Origin of the sequence: Belnapia moabensis DSM 16746, assembly GCF_000745835.1 — a bacterium.
GTDB lineage: Bacteria > Pseudomonadota > Alphaproteobacteria > Acetobacterales > Acetobacteraceae > Belnapia > Belnapia moabensis.
On sequence record NZ_JQKB01000013.1, the window covers coordinates 12,969 to 28,104 of the forward strand.

15 protein-coding genes and 1 tRNA gene are annotated in these 15,136 nt (G+C 71.1%); 13 read left to right on the forward strand and 3 right to left on the reverse strand.

All coding sequences use genetic code 11. From position 1 onward, the window contains the following. Positions 1 to 105 precede the first annotated feature (105 nt). The 4 genes from EP26_RS10670 (at position 106) to EP26_RS31845 (ending at position 3,166) form a co-directional block, all read left to right on the forward strand. Positions 106 to 1,569, forward strand: a complete 1,464-nt coding sequence (locus tag EP26_RS10670; protein ID WP_043338454.1) for a coiled-coil domain-containing protein — start codon at positions 106 to 108, stop codon at positions 1,567 to 1,569. Between the two features lie 210 nt (positions 1,570 to 1,779). Beyond that, the gene (locus EP26_RS10675; RefSeq protein ID WP_043338456.1) at positions 1,780 to 2,076 is read left to right on the forward strand and encodes a 2Fe-2S iron-sulfur cluster-binding protein; all 297 of its coding nucleotides are present in this window, start codon (positions 1,780 to 1,782) and stop codon (positions 2,074 to 2,076) included. After that, positions 2,073 to 2,558: a flavodoxin family protein gene (locus EP26_RS10680; protein ID WP_211259418.1), complete on the forward strand. Its 486-nt coding sequence runs from the start codon at positions 2,073 to 2,075 to the stop codon at positions 2,556 to 2,558. The genes EP26_RS10675 and EP26_RS10680 overlap by 4 nt, the downstream gene beginning before the upstream one ends. Positions 2,559 to 2,581: 23 nt before the next feature. After that, on the forward strand, positions 2,582 to 3,166 hold the full coding sequence (locus EP26_RS31845; RefSeq protein ID WP_052389037.1) for a hypothetical protein: 585 nt from the start codon (positions 2,582 to 2,584) through the stop codon (positions 3,164 to 3,166). Here EP26_RS31845 and EP26_RS10690 read toward each other — a convergent pair. Then, a complete protein-coding gene (locus EP26_RS10690; protein ID WP_043338460.1) occupies positions 3,163 to 4,245 on the reverse strand; it encodes a zinc-binding dehydrogenase in 1,083 nt (360 codons plus the stop codon). The two genes, EP26_RS31845 and EP26_RS10690, sit on opposite strands and share 4 nt — an antisense overlap. Positions 4,246 to 4,379: 134 nt before the next feature. Here EP26_RS10690 and pehA point away from each other — a divergent pair, with 134 nt between their 5' ends. Genes pehA through EP26_RS10720 form a run of 6 tightly spaced genes read left to right on the forward strand, consistent with a single transcriptional unit; the run spans position 4,380 to position 11,263 of the window. Beyond that, complete coding sequence (pehA, locus tag EP26_RS10695) at positions 4,380 to 5,921, forward strand: phosphoric/sulfuric ester hydrolase PehA (protein WP_245624366.1); 1,542 nt, start codon at positions 4,380 to 4,382, stop codon at positions 5,919 to 5,921. After that, positions 5,918 to 7,537, forward strand: a complete 1,620-nt coding sequence (locus EP26_RS10700; RefSeq protein WP_043338462.1) for an ABC transporter substrate-binding protein — start codon at positions 5,918 to 5,920, stop codon at positions 7,535 to 7,537. The genes pehA and EP26_RS10700 overlap by 4 nt, the downstream gene beginning before the upstream one ends. Then, positions 7,530 to 8,498: an ABC transporter ATP-binding protein gene (locus EP26_RS10705; protein WP_043338463.1), complete on the forward strand. Its 969-nt coding sequence runs from the start codon at positions 7,530 to 7,532 to the stop codon at positions 8,496 to 8,498. The genes EP26_RS10700 and EP26_RS10705 overlap by 8 nt, the downstream gene beginning before the upstream one ends. Beyond that, entirely contained in the window at positions 8,495 to 9,478 is a 984-nt protein-coding gene (locus tag EP26_RS10710) for an ABC transporter ATP-binding protein (RefSeq protein ID WP_043338469.1), read from the forward strand. The genes EP26_RS10705 and EP26_RS10710 overlap by 4 nt, the downstream gene beginning before the upstream one ends. Next, positions 9,478 to 10,401 (forward strand): ABC transporter permease, encoded by a 924-nt coding sequence (locus EP26_RS10715; RefSeq protein WP_043338470.1) that lies wholly within the window; start codon positions 9,478 to 9,480, stop codon positions 10,399 to 10,401. The genes EP26_RS10710 and EP26_RS10715 overlap by 1 nt, the downstream gene beginning before the upstream one ends. 1 nt (position 10,402) lies before the next feature. Continuing rightward, positions 10,403 to 11,263 carry an ABC transporter permease gene (locus EP26_RS10720; RefSeq protein ID WP_084112456.1) on the forward strand — a complete coding sequence of 287 codons (861 nt, stop codon included), beginning with the start codon at positions 10,403 to 10,405 and terminating at the stop codon, positions 11,261 to 11,263. On the opposite strand, the gene apaG is transcribed toward EP26_RS10720, so the two are convergent. After that, complete coding sequence (gene apaG, locus EP26_RS10725) at positions 11,260 to 11,697, reverse strand: Co2+/Mg2+ efflux protein ApaG (protein WP_052389038.1); 438 nt, start codon at positions 11,695 to 11,697, stop codon at positions 11,260 to 11,262. The two genes, EP26_RS10720 and apaG, sit on opposite strands and share 4 nt — an antisense overlap. A 119-nt stretch (positions 11,698 to 11,816) precedes the next feature. After that, on the reverse strand, positions 11,817 to 13,037 hold the full coding sequence (metZ, locus tag EP26_RS10730; RefSeq protein ID WP_043338471.1) for an O-succinylhomoserine sulfhydrylase: 1,221 nt from the start codon (positions 13,035 to 13,037) through the stop codon (positions 11,817 to 11,819). A gap of 299 nt (positions 13,038 to 13,336) precedes the next feature. On the opposite strand from metZ, the gene EP26_RS10735 reads away from it, so the two are divergent. The 3 genes from EP26_RS10735 (at position 13,337) to EP26_RS10745 (ending at position 15,126) form a co-directional block, all read left to right on the forward strand. Next, positions 13,337 to 13,411 (forward strand) — tRNA-Gly (locus EP26_RS10735). An 87-nt stretch (positions 13,412 to 13,498) separates the two neighbouring features. Then, positions 13,499 to 14,098: a hypothetical protein gene (locus EP26_RS31850; protein WP_052389039.1), complete on the forward strand. Its 600-nt coding sequence runs from the start codon at positions 13,499 to 13,501 to the stop codon at positions 14,096 to 14,098. A 56-nt stretch (positions 14,099 to 14,154) separates the two neighbouring features. Beyond that, a complete protein-coding gene (locus tag EP26_RS10745) occupies positions 14,155 to 15,126 on the forward strand; it encodes a Bug family tripartite tricarboxylate transporter substrate binding protein (protein ID WP_052389040.1) in 972 nt (323 codons plus the stop codon). Positions 15,127 to 15,136 lie beyond the last annotated feature (10 nt).

Consider the following 15,136-nt stretch of genomic DNA (forward strand, 5'->3'; position numbering starts at 1 on the left):
CATCAACCCTTTCGTGAAAATCGGGTGCGATGATGCAACGGACCGGTGGTTGACCAAAACGGCCGGAACGGGCGCCATAGGCGGCATCGGGGCGTGGGGGATAGAATGTCGAAGCTGCTGTCATGGCAAGGGCCGGCGCTGGCCGTGCTGCTGGTGCCGCTGGCCGGGTGCGGCCTCACCGTGGAACGCAGCGAGCGCGTCGCCGCGATGCAGCGGAATCTCCAGGCGTCGGAGGCCCAGGGAACCGCCCTGCGCGGCCGCGTCGCCGAGCTGGAACAGGCGCTCGCCGCCGAGCGCCAAGCCGCCGGCGACCTCGCCGCCCTCGAGCAACGCCTGAGCGCCGCCCGCGGCGCGCTCGCCAATGCCCAGCGCTCCCGCGGCGGCGCCGAGGCCGAGGCGCAGCGCCTGCGCGAGCGCCTCGCCGCGGAGGAACGCCAGCTCGCCGAGCTGGAGCAGAGCAGCACCGCCCGCCGCGGCAGCCTCGGCGAGGCGGAGACGCGCATCGCCAGCCTGCGCGACCAGGCCGCCGCCGCCGAACGCCGCCTCGCCGAGCTGCGTGACCAGTCCTCCGCCCAAGACGGCCGCCTCTCCTCCCTCGGCGAGCGCGCCGTCGCCGAGGAACGCCGCCTCGCCGGCCTGCGCGAGATGGCCGCCACCACCGAGCGCCGCCTCGCCAGCCTGCGCGACGAGGTGGCGAACGAGGACCGCCGCCTGGTCGGCCAGCGCGAGCGCGCGACGCAGGAGGAGGCGCGGCTGCAAAGCCTGCGCGCCACCATCGCCGAGGCGCAGCAATCCCTCGCCGAGCGGCAGCAGGCCGGCACCGAGGCGGAGCGCCGCATCGCCACCCTTCGCGCCGACACGGCCAATGCCGAGCGCGAGCTGGCCGCCCGCCGCACCGCCCTCGCCGAGGCCGAGACCCGCCTGACCAGCACCAACCGCAGCGCCGACGAGGCCGCCGGCCGCGCCCGCGCCTCGCAGCAGCAGGTGGCCGAGGCCGACCGCCGCCTCGCCGGCCTGCGCGACGAACTCAGCCAGGCCGAAGCTGCCCTGACGCAGCGCCGCGGCGCCGTCGAGCAGGCCCAGGCCGAGCTGGCCCGCATCACCACCGCCCGCGACGAGGCCCAGACCACGCTGCGCGGCCTCGAGCAGCGCAGCGCCGCCCTGCGCCAGGAAGTCGGCGCCGCCGAACGCCGCCTCGCCGAACTGCGCGACGGCACCGCGGCGGAGGAGCGGCGCCTCGCCTCGGTCCGCGCCGAGGCCGAGGCCGCCGGCACCGAGCTCGCCGCCCGCCGCGCCGCCCTGGCAGAGGCCGAGACCCAGGCCCGCGCCGTCGAGGCCGCCCGGCGCGACGCCGCCCAGCTGCTCGACCAGGCGGCCGCGCTGCGGGCGCAGGTGGCGCAAATGGAGCAGCGGCGCCAGGAACTCGCCAGCGAGATCGCCGAGGGCGAGGGCCGCCTGGCCCGGCAACGCCGCGAGATGCAGGCCCTCGGCGAGCGGATGACGCCGGCCAGCGGCCAGTCGCCTACGCCCGACACCCCGGCCGAAGGCGGCGGCGCCCCGCCTCGCTGACGCGGGGAGGGCGCCTAAAGCCCTAAATTCCTAAATGTCCGAAGCCGCGCCTGGCCGCCCCGGCGCGGAACGGGCAGGCTGGAGCCGGCCGGCACCCGTGGCGACCTGCGGCACGGCAAACGGCGCGGATCAGCGCGATGGACGAGGTGGCGCCCCATTGATGAAGAACCGACCCGTCACCTGCCCGCCGCATGTAGGGCCGGTGGCGCCATGATCACCGTGCGCTTCCTGACCAGCGGGCGCGAGGCCCGGGTGGCGGAGAGCACCAGCCTGCTGCGCCTCTCCATCCGCGAGCAAGGCGGCATCCCCTTCAAATGCGGCGGCGGCGTCTGCGGCACCTGCCGCTGTAAGGTCGAGGCGGGGCGCGACCATCTCGAAGCGGTGACGCCGAAGGAGCGCCGGCACCTGACCGAGGCCGAACTCGCCGATGGCTGGCGCATCGCCTGCCAGGCCCTCGTCATCGGCGACGTATCGGTCTCCTGGCCCGAGGCCGGCAGCAAGCGGTGAAGACGCTCCTCATCGTCTGGCACAGCATGACGGGCGGCACCCGGCAGATGGCCGAGGCCGCCGCCCGCGGCGCCGCTGGCGAGGTGCGGGTGCGCCTGCTCCCGGCACCCGAGGCCGGCCCGGACGACATGCTCGCGGCCGATGGCTACCTCTTCGCCACGCCCGAGAACCTCGCCGCCATGTCGGGGCTGATGAAGGACTTCTTCGACCGATCCTACTACCCGGTGCTCGACCTGGTGAACGGCCGCCCCTATGCGACGATGATCTGCGCCGGCAGCGACGGCAGCAACGCCGCCAGGCAACTTGCCCGCATCGCCACCGGCTGGCGGCTGCGCCCGGTGGCGGAGCCATTGATCCTCTGCACCCGGGCACAGACGCCGGAGGCGATCCTCGCCCCCAAGACCATCCCGCCCGAGGAGCTTCGCCGCTGCGAGGAGTTGGGAGCGATGCTCGGGGCAGGCCTGGCGATGGGGATTCTTTGACACCGACGGGCTATGGTGCAGGCATGTCCCGGCCCTTCCTCCGCCGCATCGCGCATATCCCCATCATCCTGCTCGCATTGGTGGCGGTGCTGCTGGAGTCGACGCTGTGGCGCTGGCTGACGGCACTCGGCCATGCGCTGTCGCGCCTGCCGGTCTTCGCGGCGGTGGAACGGCTGGTGGCGCGGCTCAGCCCGCGCATGGTGGTGGTGGTCTTCGTGCTGCCCTTCCTCGCCGTCATCCCGTTGCTGAAGCTCGGCGAGCTCTGGCTCTTCCTGCACGGGCATTTCGTGCTGGGCATCGTGCTGCTGCTGGCGGCGAAGGTGCTGGGCGTCGCCTTCTCCGCCCGGCTCTTCGCCATCGCCCGGCCGAAGATGCTCCAGGTCCCGAGCTTCGCCTGGGCCTATGGCGGAGCGATGCGGCTGCTGGCCTATGGCCATGCGGTGCTGGAGGGCATTCCCGCATGGGTGGCGGCACGGGAGTTCATCCACCGCCTCGGCGCGACCGGCCGAGCACTGCTGGCGACGGGCTGGCGCGCCTTGCGCGGCGGAGGCGGCCCTGGCCTCCGCCTGCGCTTCGCCGCCGCGATGCGCCTTCTCCGCCGGGGCTAGCGCCAGGGCTCCACCAAAATCTTCGCGTGCCGCTCCGGGCTGGCGAGGTCCTGGAAGGCCTGGCGCACGCCATCCAGCCCTGTCCGCCCGGTGACCAGCGGCGCCGCGTCTATCCGCCCGGCAGCGATGTGGTCGAGCGTCTCGTGGAATTCCTCCGGCGTGTAGCCCAGCACGAATTGCAGGCTGAGCTGCTTGACGATGCCGAAGAAGGGCTCGATCTGGTCCGGCTGCATGCAGACGCCTACGACGACGATGCGGGTGCCGGCCGGCGCGCCCTCCATGATCTGCTGTACGACGCCGGGCACGCCGACGCATTCAAAGACGACCGCCGGCCGCCGCCGCGGCCCGGTGCCGAAGAGCTGCGCATATCGGCCAGGATCGAAACCCTCCGGCGTCACCGCCGCCTCCAGCGCCGCATAGGGTGAGTCGCGCGCCGGATCGATCACCGTGGTCGCCCCCATCCGCTCGGCCAGCGCCCGCCGCGCCGGCGAATAGTCCGAGGCGATGATCGGTCCCGCCCCGCGTAGCTTCAGCGCGGCGATCACCGCCAGCCCGACCGGCCCGCAGCCGATGACGAGCGGCACATCCGCCTCCATCATATGCGCGAAATTGACGGCATGCAGCCCGACCGCCATCGGCTCCACCATCGCCGCATGGTCCGGCTCCATCCCCTTGGGCAAGGGCAGCAGCATGCGCTCGGCGAGCGGCATGTACTCGGCGAAGGCGCCCGGCACCTCCGGGTTGTAGCCGATGCCCTGCACGGTGCTGCCGCGGATGGTCAGCGGCATGGAGGTGACGAGCGTGCCAGGGGCGAAGCGCCCTTCGGTGCCCGGCCCGTTCGCCACCACCTCGCCGACGAATTCATGGCCGAACACCACGTCGCGATCGGCCGGCATGCCGAAGCGCCCGCCGCTGCGTGCCGACAGCTCGGCGAATTCCTTCGCATGCTTGGCGGCATGCAGGTCGGAGCCGCAGATGCCGCAGGCGCGGGTGCGGACCAGCACCTGGCCTTCGCCGAGATCGGGGTCGGGGACGGTGTCCACCACCAGATCGCCCTGGCGGAAGATGGCTGCGCGCATCGACATTTCCTCCGGTTGTTGTGCGCATTGAACCGCCCATCGCCTGCAACCCGCAAGCTGTCATCGAAGGGACGCTGAACCGCCATCCGCCTGTCAGGACGCATGCGCTATCGGCCCCGGCCGGAGAGAGGTGGATGATGCAGCGGCCGCGGAACGTGCTCCTGATCGTGGTGGACCAATGGCGGGCGGATTTCGTGCCCTGGCTGGGCGCGGATTTCCTGCGCACGCCCAATCTCGACCGGCTTTGCCGCCAGGGCGTCACCTTCCGCAACCATGTGACGACGACCGTGCCCTGCGGCCCGGCCCGCGCCAGCCTGCTGACCGGCCTCTACCTGATGAACCACCGGGCGGTGCAGAACACCGTGCCGCTCGACGTCCGGCACATGAATCTGGGCAAGGCGCTGCGGCGCATCGGCTACGACCCGGCGCTGATCGGCTACACGACGACGACGCCCGACCCGCGCACCACCGGCCCGCGCGACCAGCGCTTCACCTATCTCGGCGACCTGATGGAAGGTTTCCGCAGCGTCGGCGCCTTCGAGCCGACGATGGACGGCTATTTCGGCTGGCTCGCCCATAAGGGCTACACGCTGCCGGAGCGGCGCGAGGATATCTGGCTGCCCGCCGGCGAGGATGCCGTGCCCGGCGCGACCGACCGCCCCTGCCGCATCCCGGCCGAGCTGTCGGACACCGCCTATTTCACCGACCGCGCGCTGACCTACCTGAAGGGCGTCAACGGCAAGCCCTGGTTCCTCCATCTCGGCTACTATCGGCCGCACCCGCCCTTCATCGCCCCGGCGCCCTACAACACGATGTACGCGCCCACGGCGATGCCTGGCCCGGTGCGTCAGGCGGACTGGCGCGACGAGGCGCGGCAGCACCCGCTGCTCGACTTCTACCTGCGCGGCATCAGCCAGGGCTCCTTCTTCCATGGCGCGGGCGGGGCGGTGACGGGGCTCGACGAGGCCTCCATCCGCCTGATGCGCGCCACCTATGCCGGGTTGATGAGCGAGATCGACGACAATCTCGGCCGCGTCTTCGCCTATCTCGAGGAGACCGGGCAGTGGGAGGACACCATGGTGGTGTTCACCTCCGACCATGGCGAGCAGCTCGGCGACCATTGGCTGCTCGGCAAGATCGGGTATTTCGACGAGAGCTTCCGCATCCCGTTGGTGGTGAAGGAGGCCGGGCGGCCCGCGCGCCCCGGCGCGGTGGAGAGCGCGCCGACCGAGAGCATCGACCTGATGCCGACCATCCTCGAGGCGCTCGGCGGCGAGATCCCGCGCGCCTGCGACGGCGCCGCGCTCGCGCCGCTGCTGCGTGGCGGGGCGCCGGCGGGCTGGCGCGACGAGCTGCATTACGAGTTCGACTTCCGTGACGTCTTCTACTCTCGGCCGGAGAGCGAGCTCGGCCTGGACATGGACGAGTGCAGCCTCTGCGTCATCCAGGACGGAAGGTACAAATACGTCCACTTCGCCGCCCTGCCGCCGCTGTTCTTCGACCTGGAGCGGGACCCGCACCAGTTCACCAATCTCGCCGAAAGCCCGGAGCGTGCCGCGCTGGTGAAGGAGTATGCGCAGCGCGCCCTCTCCTGGCGGCTGCGCCATGCCGAACGCACGCTGACCGCCTATCGCGCCACGCCCGATGGGCTCGAAGACCGGGGGACCCCAGCATGATCGACCGTCGTAGCCTCCTCGCCGGCACCGCGCTCGCGGCCGGCCTGCCGCGCTTCGCCATCGGCCAGTCCGACCAGCGGCCGAGCATCACCGTCGCGGTGCAGAAGGTCAGCAACTCGAACACGCTGGAGCCGCTGCGCGAGCAGTCGAATGTCGGCGAGCGGGTGATGCTGACCTCGCTCTGGGAAGGCCTGCTCGGCCGCGACTACGGGAGCCGGCTGGAAACCGTCCCCGTGCTCGCCACCGAGGTGCGCCGCATCAGCGACAGCGTGCTGGAGCTGAAGCTTCGGCAGGGCGTGAAATTTCACAATGGCGACGAGCTGACGGCCGAGGATGTCGCCTTTTCCTTCGGCAACGAGCGTATGTTCGGCCCGGGCGGCCCGAACAGCGGCAGCACCATCCGCATCAACGAGGTCAATCCCGGCCGCGCCGGCCGCGAGTTGCCGGTGGAGGTGCCCGCCGTCGCCAATCGCAGCTTCCCCGGCTTCGAGCGCATCGAGATCGTCGACAAGTACACGCTGCGCTGGGTCAACCGCACGCCGGACGTGACGCTGGAAGGCCGCCTCGCCCGCTACGGCGCCGAGATCGGTAGCCGCCGGGGCTTCGCCGAGGCCGCCACCTGGCTCGATTGGGCGCGCAAGCCAGTCACCACCGGCCCCTACAAGGTAGCGGAATTCCGTGCCGACAACTCACTCACCCTTGTCGCGCATGACGAGTACTGGGGCGGCCGCCCGCCGCTGAAGCAGCTGCGCTTCGTCGAGGTGCCTGAGGTGTCCTCCCGGGTGAACGGGCTGCTTTCCGGCGAGTACCACTTCGCCTGCGACATCCCGCCCGACCAGATCGCCGGCATCGAGCGTAACCGCGCCTTCGAGGTGCTGGGCGGCACCATCCCGAACCACCGGCTGACGGTATTCGACAGGAACCATGCTACCTTGCGCGACCCGCGGGTGCGCCGCGCCTTCACCCATGCGATCGACCGGCAGGCAATCGTCGACAGCCTCTGGGCCGGGCGGACGGCGATCCCGCGCGGGCTGCAATGGGATTTCTACGGTGACATGGTCATCGCCAATTGGGCGGTGCCGAAATATGATCTCGCCGAGGCCCGCCGCCTGCTGCGGGAGGCTGGCTACAAGGGCGAGCCCATCCCCTACCGCCTGACGAACAACTACTACACCAACCAGGTGGCCACGGCGCAGGTGCTGGTCGAGATGTGGCGCGCCGCCGGCCTCAACGTGCAGATCGAGATGAAGGAGAACTGGTCGCAAATCCTGGAGGCGACGCCGACGCGGGCGGTGCGCGACTGGTCGAACTCCGGCCTGTTCAGCGACCCGACCTCCTCGCTCACCAACCAGCACGGGCCGAACGGCCAGCAGCAGCAGGTCGGCGAATGGACCAACGAGGAGTTCAACCGCCTCTCGGTCGAGCTGGAGACGAGCACCGACCGCGCCCGCCGCAAGGCGGTCTTCCGCCGCATGCTGGAGATCGCCGAGCGCGAGGACCCCGCCTATACGGTGCTGCACCAGAACGCGACCTTCACCGCCAAGCGCCGCGACATCCGCTGGCGCGCGGCGCCGGCCTTCGCCATGGACTTCCGCGCGGCGAACTGGGGTGTCTGAGCCGCTGATCGCGCTGCGCGGCCTCACCGTCGATTTCGGCGGAGCGCCGGCGCTGCGCGGAATCGACCTCAGCGTGGCGCCGGGCGAGGCGCTCGGGCTGGTGGGCGAGAGCGGCTGCGGCAAGTCGGTCACCTGGCTCGCCGCGCTCGGCCTGCTGCCGGGGCGGGCGCGCGTCGCCGGCAGCGTGCGGCTCGGTGGCGAGGAGTTGCTGGGCGCCCCGCCGGCGGTGCTGGACCGGGTGCGCGGCGGACGCGTCGCCATGATCTTCCAGGACCCGGCGAGCAGCCTCAACCCGGTGCACCGCATCGGCCGCCAGGTGGCGGAGGCGCTCGGCTTGCATCGAGGGCTGCGCGGCGCGGCGGCGAGGGCCGAGGCGCGGCGGCTGCTCGATCAGGTCGGAATCCCCGATGCCGGGCGGCGGCTGGATGCCTATCCGCATGAACTCTCGGGCGGCCAGAACCAGCGGGTGATGATCGCCATGGCGCTCGCCGGCCGGCCGGAGCTGCTGGTGGCGGACGAGCCGACCACGGCGCTCGACGTCACCATTCAGGCGCAGATCCTCGAACTGCTGGGCGCGCTGCGGCGGGAGACGGGCATGGCACTGGTGCTCATCTCCCACGACCTCGGCGTGGTGGCGGAAACCTGCGAGCGGGTTGCGGTGATGTATGCCGGGCGCATCGTGGAGGAGGCGTCGGTCGGCCGCCTCTTCGCCCGGCCGACACACCCCTACACGCAGGGCCTGCTCGGCGCCCTGCCGCCGCTCGACGGGCCCCGCCTGCCGCTCGCAGCCATCCCCGGCAGCGTACCGGAGCCGACTGCCATGCCCTCCGGCTGTGCCTTCGCCCCACGCTGTCCGCAGGCCGCCGCCGCCTGCGCCGCGGGCGTGCCGGCCACCATCGCCGTCGAGCCGGGCCATGCCGCCGCCTGCCTGCGCGCGGTGCGGGAGCTGGTGCCGGCATGAGCGATGCGCCGTTGCTCGAGGCCGTCGGCCTCACCCGCCGCTATGCGATGCGCCGCGGCCTCTTCGGTCGGCCGGTAGAGGTGCGGGCGGTCGATGGCGTCTCGCTCACGCTGGAACGCGGCCGGACCCTCGGCCTGGTCGGTGAGAGCGGCTGCGGCAAGTCCACCACCGGGCGCCTGGTGCTGGGGCTAGAGCGGCCGGATGCCGGCAGCGTCGTCTTCGAGGGCAGGCCGATGCCCGGCCCCGGCACGCCGGCCTGGCGGGCTCTCCGGCCGCGGATGCAGATGGTCTTCCAGGACCCGCTCGGTGCCCTCGACCGGCGCATGACCATCGGCGCGCAGATCGCCGAGCCGCTTGAGATCCACGGCATCGGCGACCGCGCCGACAGGGTCGCGGCGCTGCTTCGCGATGTCGGCCTGCGTGCCGACCAGGCCGGGCGCTATCCGCATGAGCTTTCCGGCGGCCAGCGCCAGCGCGCCGTACTGGCCCGGGCGCTGGCGACCGATCCGGCGCTGCTGGTCTGCGACGAGCCGATCAGCGCCCTCGACGTCTCGATCCAGGCGCAGGTGATGAACCTGCTGGTGGAGCTGCAATCCCGCCTTGGCACCGCGATCCTCTTCGTCAGCCATGACCTGCGCGCGGTGCGGCAGGTGAGCCACCGGGTCGCGGTGATGTATCTCGGCCGCATCATCGAGGAGGGCGAGCCGGATGCGGTGCTGCACGACCCGGCGCACCCCTATGCCCAGGCGCTGGTCTCCGCCATCCCGCATCCCGGCCGCAGCCAGCGGCGCATCCTGCTGCAGGGCGACCCACCCAACCCCGCCGACCGGCCGAGCGGCTGCGCCTTCCACCCTCGCTGCCCCGTCGCCACGCCGCTCTGCGCGAGAGAGGACCCGGTGCTGAAGCCTCGTGCCAGCGATGGCCGCCGCGTCGCCTGCCATGTGGCACAGGGCGATGTTCCCGCCCGGAGGGCGGCGTGATGCTCCGCTTCCTCGGCTTCCGCCTGCTGCGTGCCGCCATCACCATCGTCATGGTGGTGAGCTTCGCCTTCGTCGTGCTGCGCCTCTCGGGTGACCCGGCGCAGATCATCATGGGCGCCGATGCGCCACCCGAGGCCATCGCCGCCTTCCGCCGCGCCTGGGGGCTGGAGGAGCCGCTCTGGCTGCAATATTTCCGCTATTTCGGGGCGATCTTCAGCGGCGACCTCGGCCGTTCCATGCGCGATGGGCGGGAAGCCATCGGCCTCGTCGCGGAGCGCATCCCGGCGACGCTGGCGCTCACCGTTCCGGCGCTGCTGATCAAGCTCGGCCTCGGCATCCCGGCCGGGATCACCGCGGCGCTGCATCGCAACTCCTTCATCGACCGGGCGGTGATGATGCTGGCGGTCGCCGGCTTCACCGTGCCTTCCTTCGTGCTGGGGCTGTTGCTGGTGCTGGTCTTCGCGGTGCAGCTCGGCTGGCTGCCCTCGGGCGGGCAGGAGGGGTGGCGCCATGCCATCCTGCCCATCGTCACCATGGGGGCCGGAGGTGCTGCGGTGCTGGCGCGCTTCACCCGCAGCGCGATGCTGGAGGTGCTGGGCCAGCCCTATATCCGCACCGCCTCGGCCAAGGGCGTGCCCTGGCGGGCCGTGGTCTGGGGCCATGCGCTGCCGAATGCGGCGATCCCGACCGTCACCATCATCGGCTTCATGGTGGGCAGCCTGATCGCGGGCGCCGTGGTGGTGGAGAGCGTCTTCTCCTGGCCCGGCGTCGGGCGGCTGCTGGTGGTGGCCGTCGCCAACCGGGACCTCGCTGTGGTGCAGTGCATCCTGCTGCTGGTGGCGGCGACCATGGTGACGGCCAATCTCGTGGTCGACCTGCTCTACGGCGCGCTCGACCCGCGGCTTCGGCAGAGGACGGCCTGAGATGTCCGGCATCGCACTTCCGGTCCGGCTGGCCAGCAAAGGGAAGCGGCGGCGCTGGCCGGCGCTGGTGGTCTTCGCCATCGCCTGGCTCTTGCTGATGCTCGGCGTCGCGCTGCTGGCCGATGCCATCGCCCCTTACGCCTATACCGCGCTCGACCTCCGCAACCGCCTGGCGCCGCCTGGGGCGACGATGCTGCACCCGCTCGGCACGGACGAGCTGGGGCGCGACGTGCTGTCGCGGCTGATTTTCTCCATCCGCATGAGCCTGCTGATCGCCTTCGGCGCGACCATCATCGGCGCGCTGATCGGCACCTCGCTCGGCGTGCTGGCGGCGCATTTCCGTGGCCTGGTCGAGCAGGTTGTCCTCGCCCTGGTGGATTTCTCGGCCAGCCTGCCCTTCCTCATCCTGGCGCTCGCGGTGCTCGCCTTCTTCGGCAACTCGCTGACGCTCTTCATCTGCCTGCTCGGCCTGCATGCCTGGGAGCGCTATGCGCGGATCGCGCGCGGCCTCGTCATCAGCGCCGGCGCGCAAGGTTATGCGGCGGCGGTGCGGCAACTCGGCGCCTCGCCCTGGCGCGTCTATGGCCGGCACGTGCTGCCGAACATCGCCTCGACGCTGATCGTCTCGATGACGCTCGCCTTCCCGGAGGTCATCCTGCTGGAGAGCGGCCTTTCCTTCCTCGGCCTCGGGGTGCAGCCGCCGGAGACCTCGCTGGGCTCCATGGTCGGCTATGGGCGCGAGTATCTGACGCGGGCGCCCTGGATCCTGCTGTCGCCGGCGGCGGTGATCGTGCTGACGACCTTCTCAGTCTCCGTCCTTGGCGACTGGCTGCGCGACCGGCTGGACCCGACCCTAAGCTAGTGGAGCCGCCCCGGCTGGTGCGGGCTGTCGAGGCTGAAGGTGGGGATCGCCACGTCGAAACCCTCGCCGGTATCGCTCAGCACCATGTGGTAGGTGCCCCGCATGAAGCCCGAGGGCGTCGCCAGCGGCGTGCCGGAGGTGTACTCGAAGCTTTCGCCAGGATCGAGCACCGGCCGCTCGCCCACCACCCCATCGCCATGCACCTGCTGGGTGCGCCCTTGGGCATCGGTGATGAGCCAGGTGCGCTTCAGCAGCTGCACCGTCTGCCGGCCCTCGTTGGTAATGGTGACGCGATAAGCCCAGACGTAATGACTGCGTTCCGGCGCCGACTGGTCGGCGAGGAAGAAAGTTCGGACCGAAACCCGCACGCCCCGCGTCACCTCGGTATAGCCGGGCTGGCGGGCCGGGTCGGCATCGGTAGGCGAGCGCTGCATGGCTTCAGCTCTCCCCCAGACGGAAAGTGGCGGTCGGGTCGCTCCAGGTCTCAAGGCCCATGATGTAGTTTCCCCCCGTTTGGGGCCACAGCCTGCCACGGCCGCGACCCCGCGCGCTACTATTCCGCGGCGCGGGCTACAGCCCCGCCCGCCGCGTCCAGCGCATCGGCCAGGTCCTCGATCAGGTCCGCTACATCCTCCAGCCCGACCGAGAGCCGGATGGTGCCGTCCGTGATGCCGAGCCGCGCCCGCTCCTCCGCGCCGATGCGCATATGTGTGGTCGTCGCCGGATGTGTCACCATGCTCTTCGAATCGCCGAGGTTGTTCGAGACGTCGATCAGCTTCAGCGCGTTGCAGAAGCGGAAGGCCGCCTCCTTCCCCCCCGCCAGGTCGAAGGTGACGATGGTGCCGCCGCCCGTCATCAGCTTCTGCGCCAAGGCGTACTGCGGATGGCTGGCGGAGAGGGGATAGAGCGCCCGCTTCACCTCCACCCGCTCGGCGAGGAAATCGGCGATGGCGGCGGCGCTGCGGCACATGGCGTGGACGCGGAGATGCAGCGTCTCCAGCCCCTTCAGGATTACCCAGGCATTGAAGGGGCTGATCGAGGGGCCAGTGTTGCGGATGAAGGGCTGCAGCACCTCGTCCACCCACTTCTTGCTGCCCAGGACGGCGCCGCCGAGCACGCGGCCCTGGCCGTCCATGTGCTTGGTGCAGGAATAGACAACGACATCGGCGCCGAGCGTCAGCGGCTTCTGCAGCAGGGGCGTGGCGAAGACGTTGTCGACGACGACGATGGCGCCGGCCTTGTGCGCAAGCGCCGCGACGGCCGGCAGGTCGACCAGTTCCAGCATCGGATTGGAGGGCGTCTCCAGCAGCACCAGCGCCGCCGGCCGCGACAGCGCCGCCTCCCACTGCGCGAGGTCGGCGCCATCGACGAACTCGCCGGTGATGCCGTAGCGCGGCAGCAAGGTCGAGACGATCCAGTGGCATGAGCCGAACAGCGCCCGCGAGGCGACGACACGGTCGCCCGCCTTCAAGTGCGACAGCATCGCCGCATGCACCGCCGCCATGCCTGTTGCGGTGCAGCGGCAGGCCTCGGCCCCTTCCAGCGCTGCCAGCCGGCCTTCGAGCATGGAGACGGTCGGGTTGCCGAAGCGGGAATACTGGTAATGCGTGGCGGTGCCGGCGAAGGTCGCCTCCGCCTGCTCGGCGCTGTCATAGACGAAGCCCGAGGTGAGGAAGAGCGCCTCCGCCGTCTCGTCATGGTTGGAGCGCATGGTGCCGCCGCGGACGAGCAGGGTCGCGGGGCGGAGGGGACGCTCGGGCAGGGACTTGGACATCGGATTGGAACACCCTGGCAAACCAATGGCGTCCGGCACCCTTCACGGGGCGCGAGGGCACCCGCAGGCACCCTCGACGGCCGATTTAGCGCGAATATTTTGAACCCATCACCGTCGCTGCGCGTCGCCGATGGGGACCCGTAAGGACCTCGCCGCAAGCTGGCCGGACAAATCGCGAGGGGGCCTCGCGGCCCGGGCGCAGTTAGCGGCCCCGGACGCATGCGGTCAACCCTCCATACCGTCTGATGCAAGAGGCGGGCTTGAGCCCAGCGCCGGCTGCGGCTAATGTCATCCCTACTGCGGGCGTAGTTCAGAGGTAGAACGTCAGCTTCCCAAGCTGAATGTCGTGGGTTCGATTCCCATCGCCCGCTCCACCATCCCCTCATCAACGGCCTTTCACTTGGCCTGCGCCACCCTCCGGGGCAGAGTGCAGGCCGAACCCCTTTGGGAATTGCGACAAGTTGGAATTAACGCCTGAACAGGTCGCCGCCGCCCGAGCCATCGGCTGCGCCTTCTTTCCCGCGACCGAATTGCAGGTCCAGCGCCTCACCATGCAGCAGCGCATCTTCAAGGTGGAGGGCAAGCATTACCTGCTGAGCCGCGACGGTTCCTATTTCGAGACGGCCGGCACGCTGCGGGCGCTGATCGCCAAGGCGGCGCCCCCGCCCGCGCCGGTGCCCGAGGTTCCCGTCGTCGAGGCCCGGACTCCCAAGCCACCGCCGCCTGAACCAATCATCGAGGCTCCGGCGCCCGAGCCGCCGCCACCCGATCCGGTTGCCGAGGCCACCATCCCCGAGCCGCCTCCACCCGGCCCGGAGGCCGAGGCCGCGATTCCAGAGCCGCTTCCGGCGGAGCCGGCCCCGCCACCCGCCCCCCGTCGGCGTGGCCGCCCGCGGAAGGCTGCTGCCGCGCCCGTGGAGGCCGAAGCGCCCGAGCCCGAGCCCGAGCCCTCACCGCCCGCTACCGAACCCGCCCCGCCCCGCCGCCGCACCAAGGAGACCCAGCCCCGCTGGAAGACCGCCGGCCCCGCTCGTCGCGGCCGCCTCAAGCCTTCCTCCTGAGGCTGGACAGAACGCCCCGCCTCGGCTTCCTTGCGCATGAGGATCGAGGAACGTTCATGCTGCTTCGCCGCACCACCTTGGCCGGTCTCGGTACCCTGCTGGCCGCCCCGGCGCTTCACGCCCAACCGGCCGAGTGGAAGCCCGACCGGCCGCTCCGCCTGATCGTCACCTACCCGCCGGGTGGCGTAACCGATATCGTCGGCCGCATCGCCGCCGATCCGCTGGGCCGGGAACTCGGTCAGCCCGTGGTGGTGGAGAACCGCGCCGGCGCCGGCGGCAATATCGGGACGGGGGCCGCCGCCCAGGCGGAGGCGGACGGCACCACCATCCTCTTCGGCACCACCGCCATGTTCGGCGTGAATCCCGTCCTTTACGCCAATAGCGGCGTCGATGCGGTGCGCGACTTCATCTGCCTCGGCACGATCGGGGAGGTGGCGAACATCCTCTCCGTCATACCATCCCGCGTTCAGGCGAAGGATGTGCGGTCCTTCATCGCCGAGGCCAAGGCGCGGCCGCTGATCTACGGCTCGGTCGGCAATGGCAGCTCGTCGCATCTCTCGGCCGCGGTCTTCCTGAAGGAGGCGGGGATCGACGCGACGCATGTGCCGTACCGCGGCTCCTCGCCGCTGGTCGCCGCCATGCTGGCGGGCGAGGTGGATTTCGGCTTCGACACCACCGCCACCTCCACCGCGCATATCCAGTCCGGCGCCTTCCGCCCGCTCGCCGTCACCACCGTCCGCCGCGCAAGCGCCCTGCCGCAGGTGCCGACGCTGAAGGAGAGCGGCATGCCGGATGTCGACCTCGGCATCTGGTTCGGCCTCTTCGTGCCGCGGAAGACGCCGCCGGCCATCATCCGGCATCTCACCGCGGCGCTGGAGCGGACCCGCACGCCGCAGACCGAGCAGCGCCTGCAATCGGCCTTCGTCGACCCGCTCTATATCCCGCAGCCCGAGGTGGACGGCTATATCCGCGCCAGCGCCCTCCGCTGGCAGGCCATTGCGAAGGACGCCCGCATCTCGGTCGATTGAGCCATGCTGC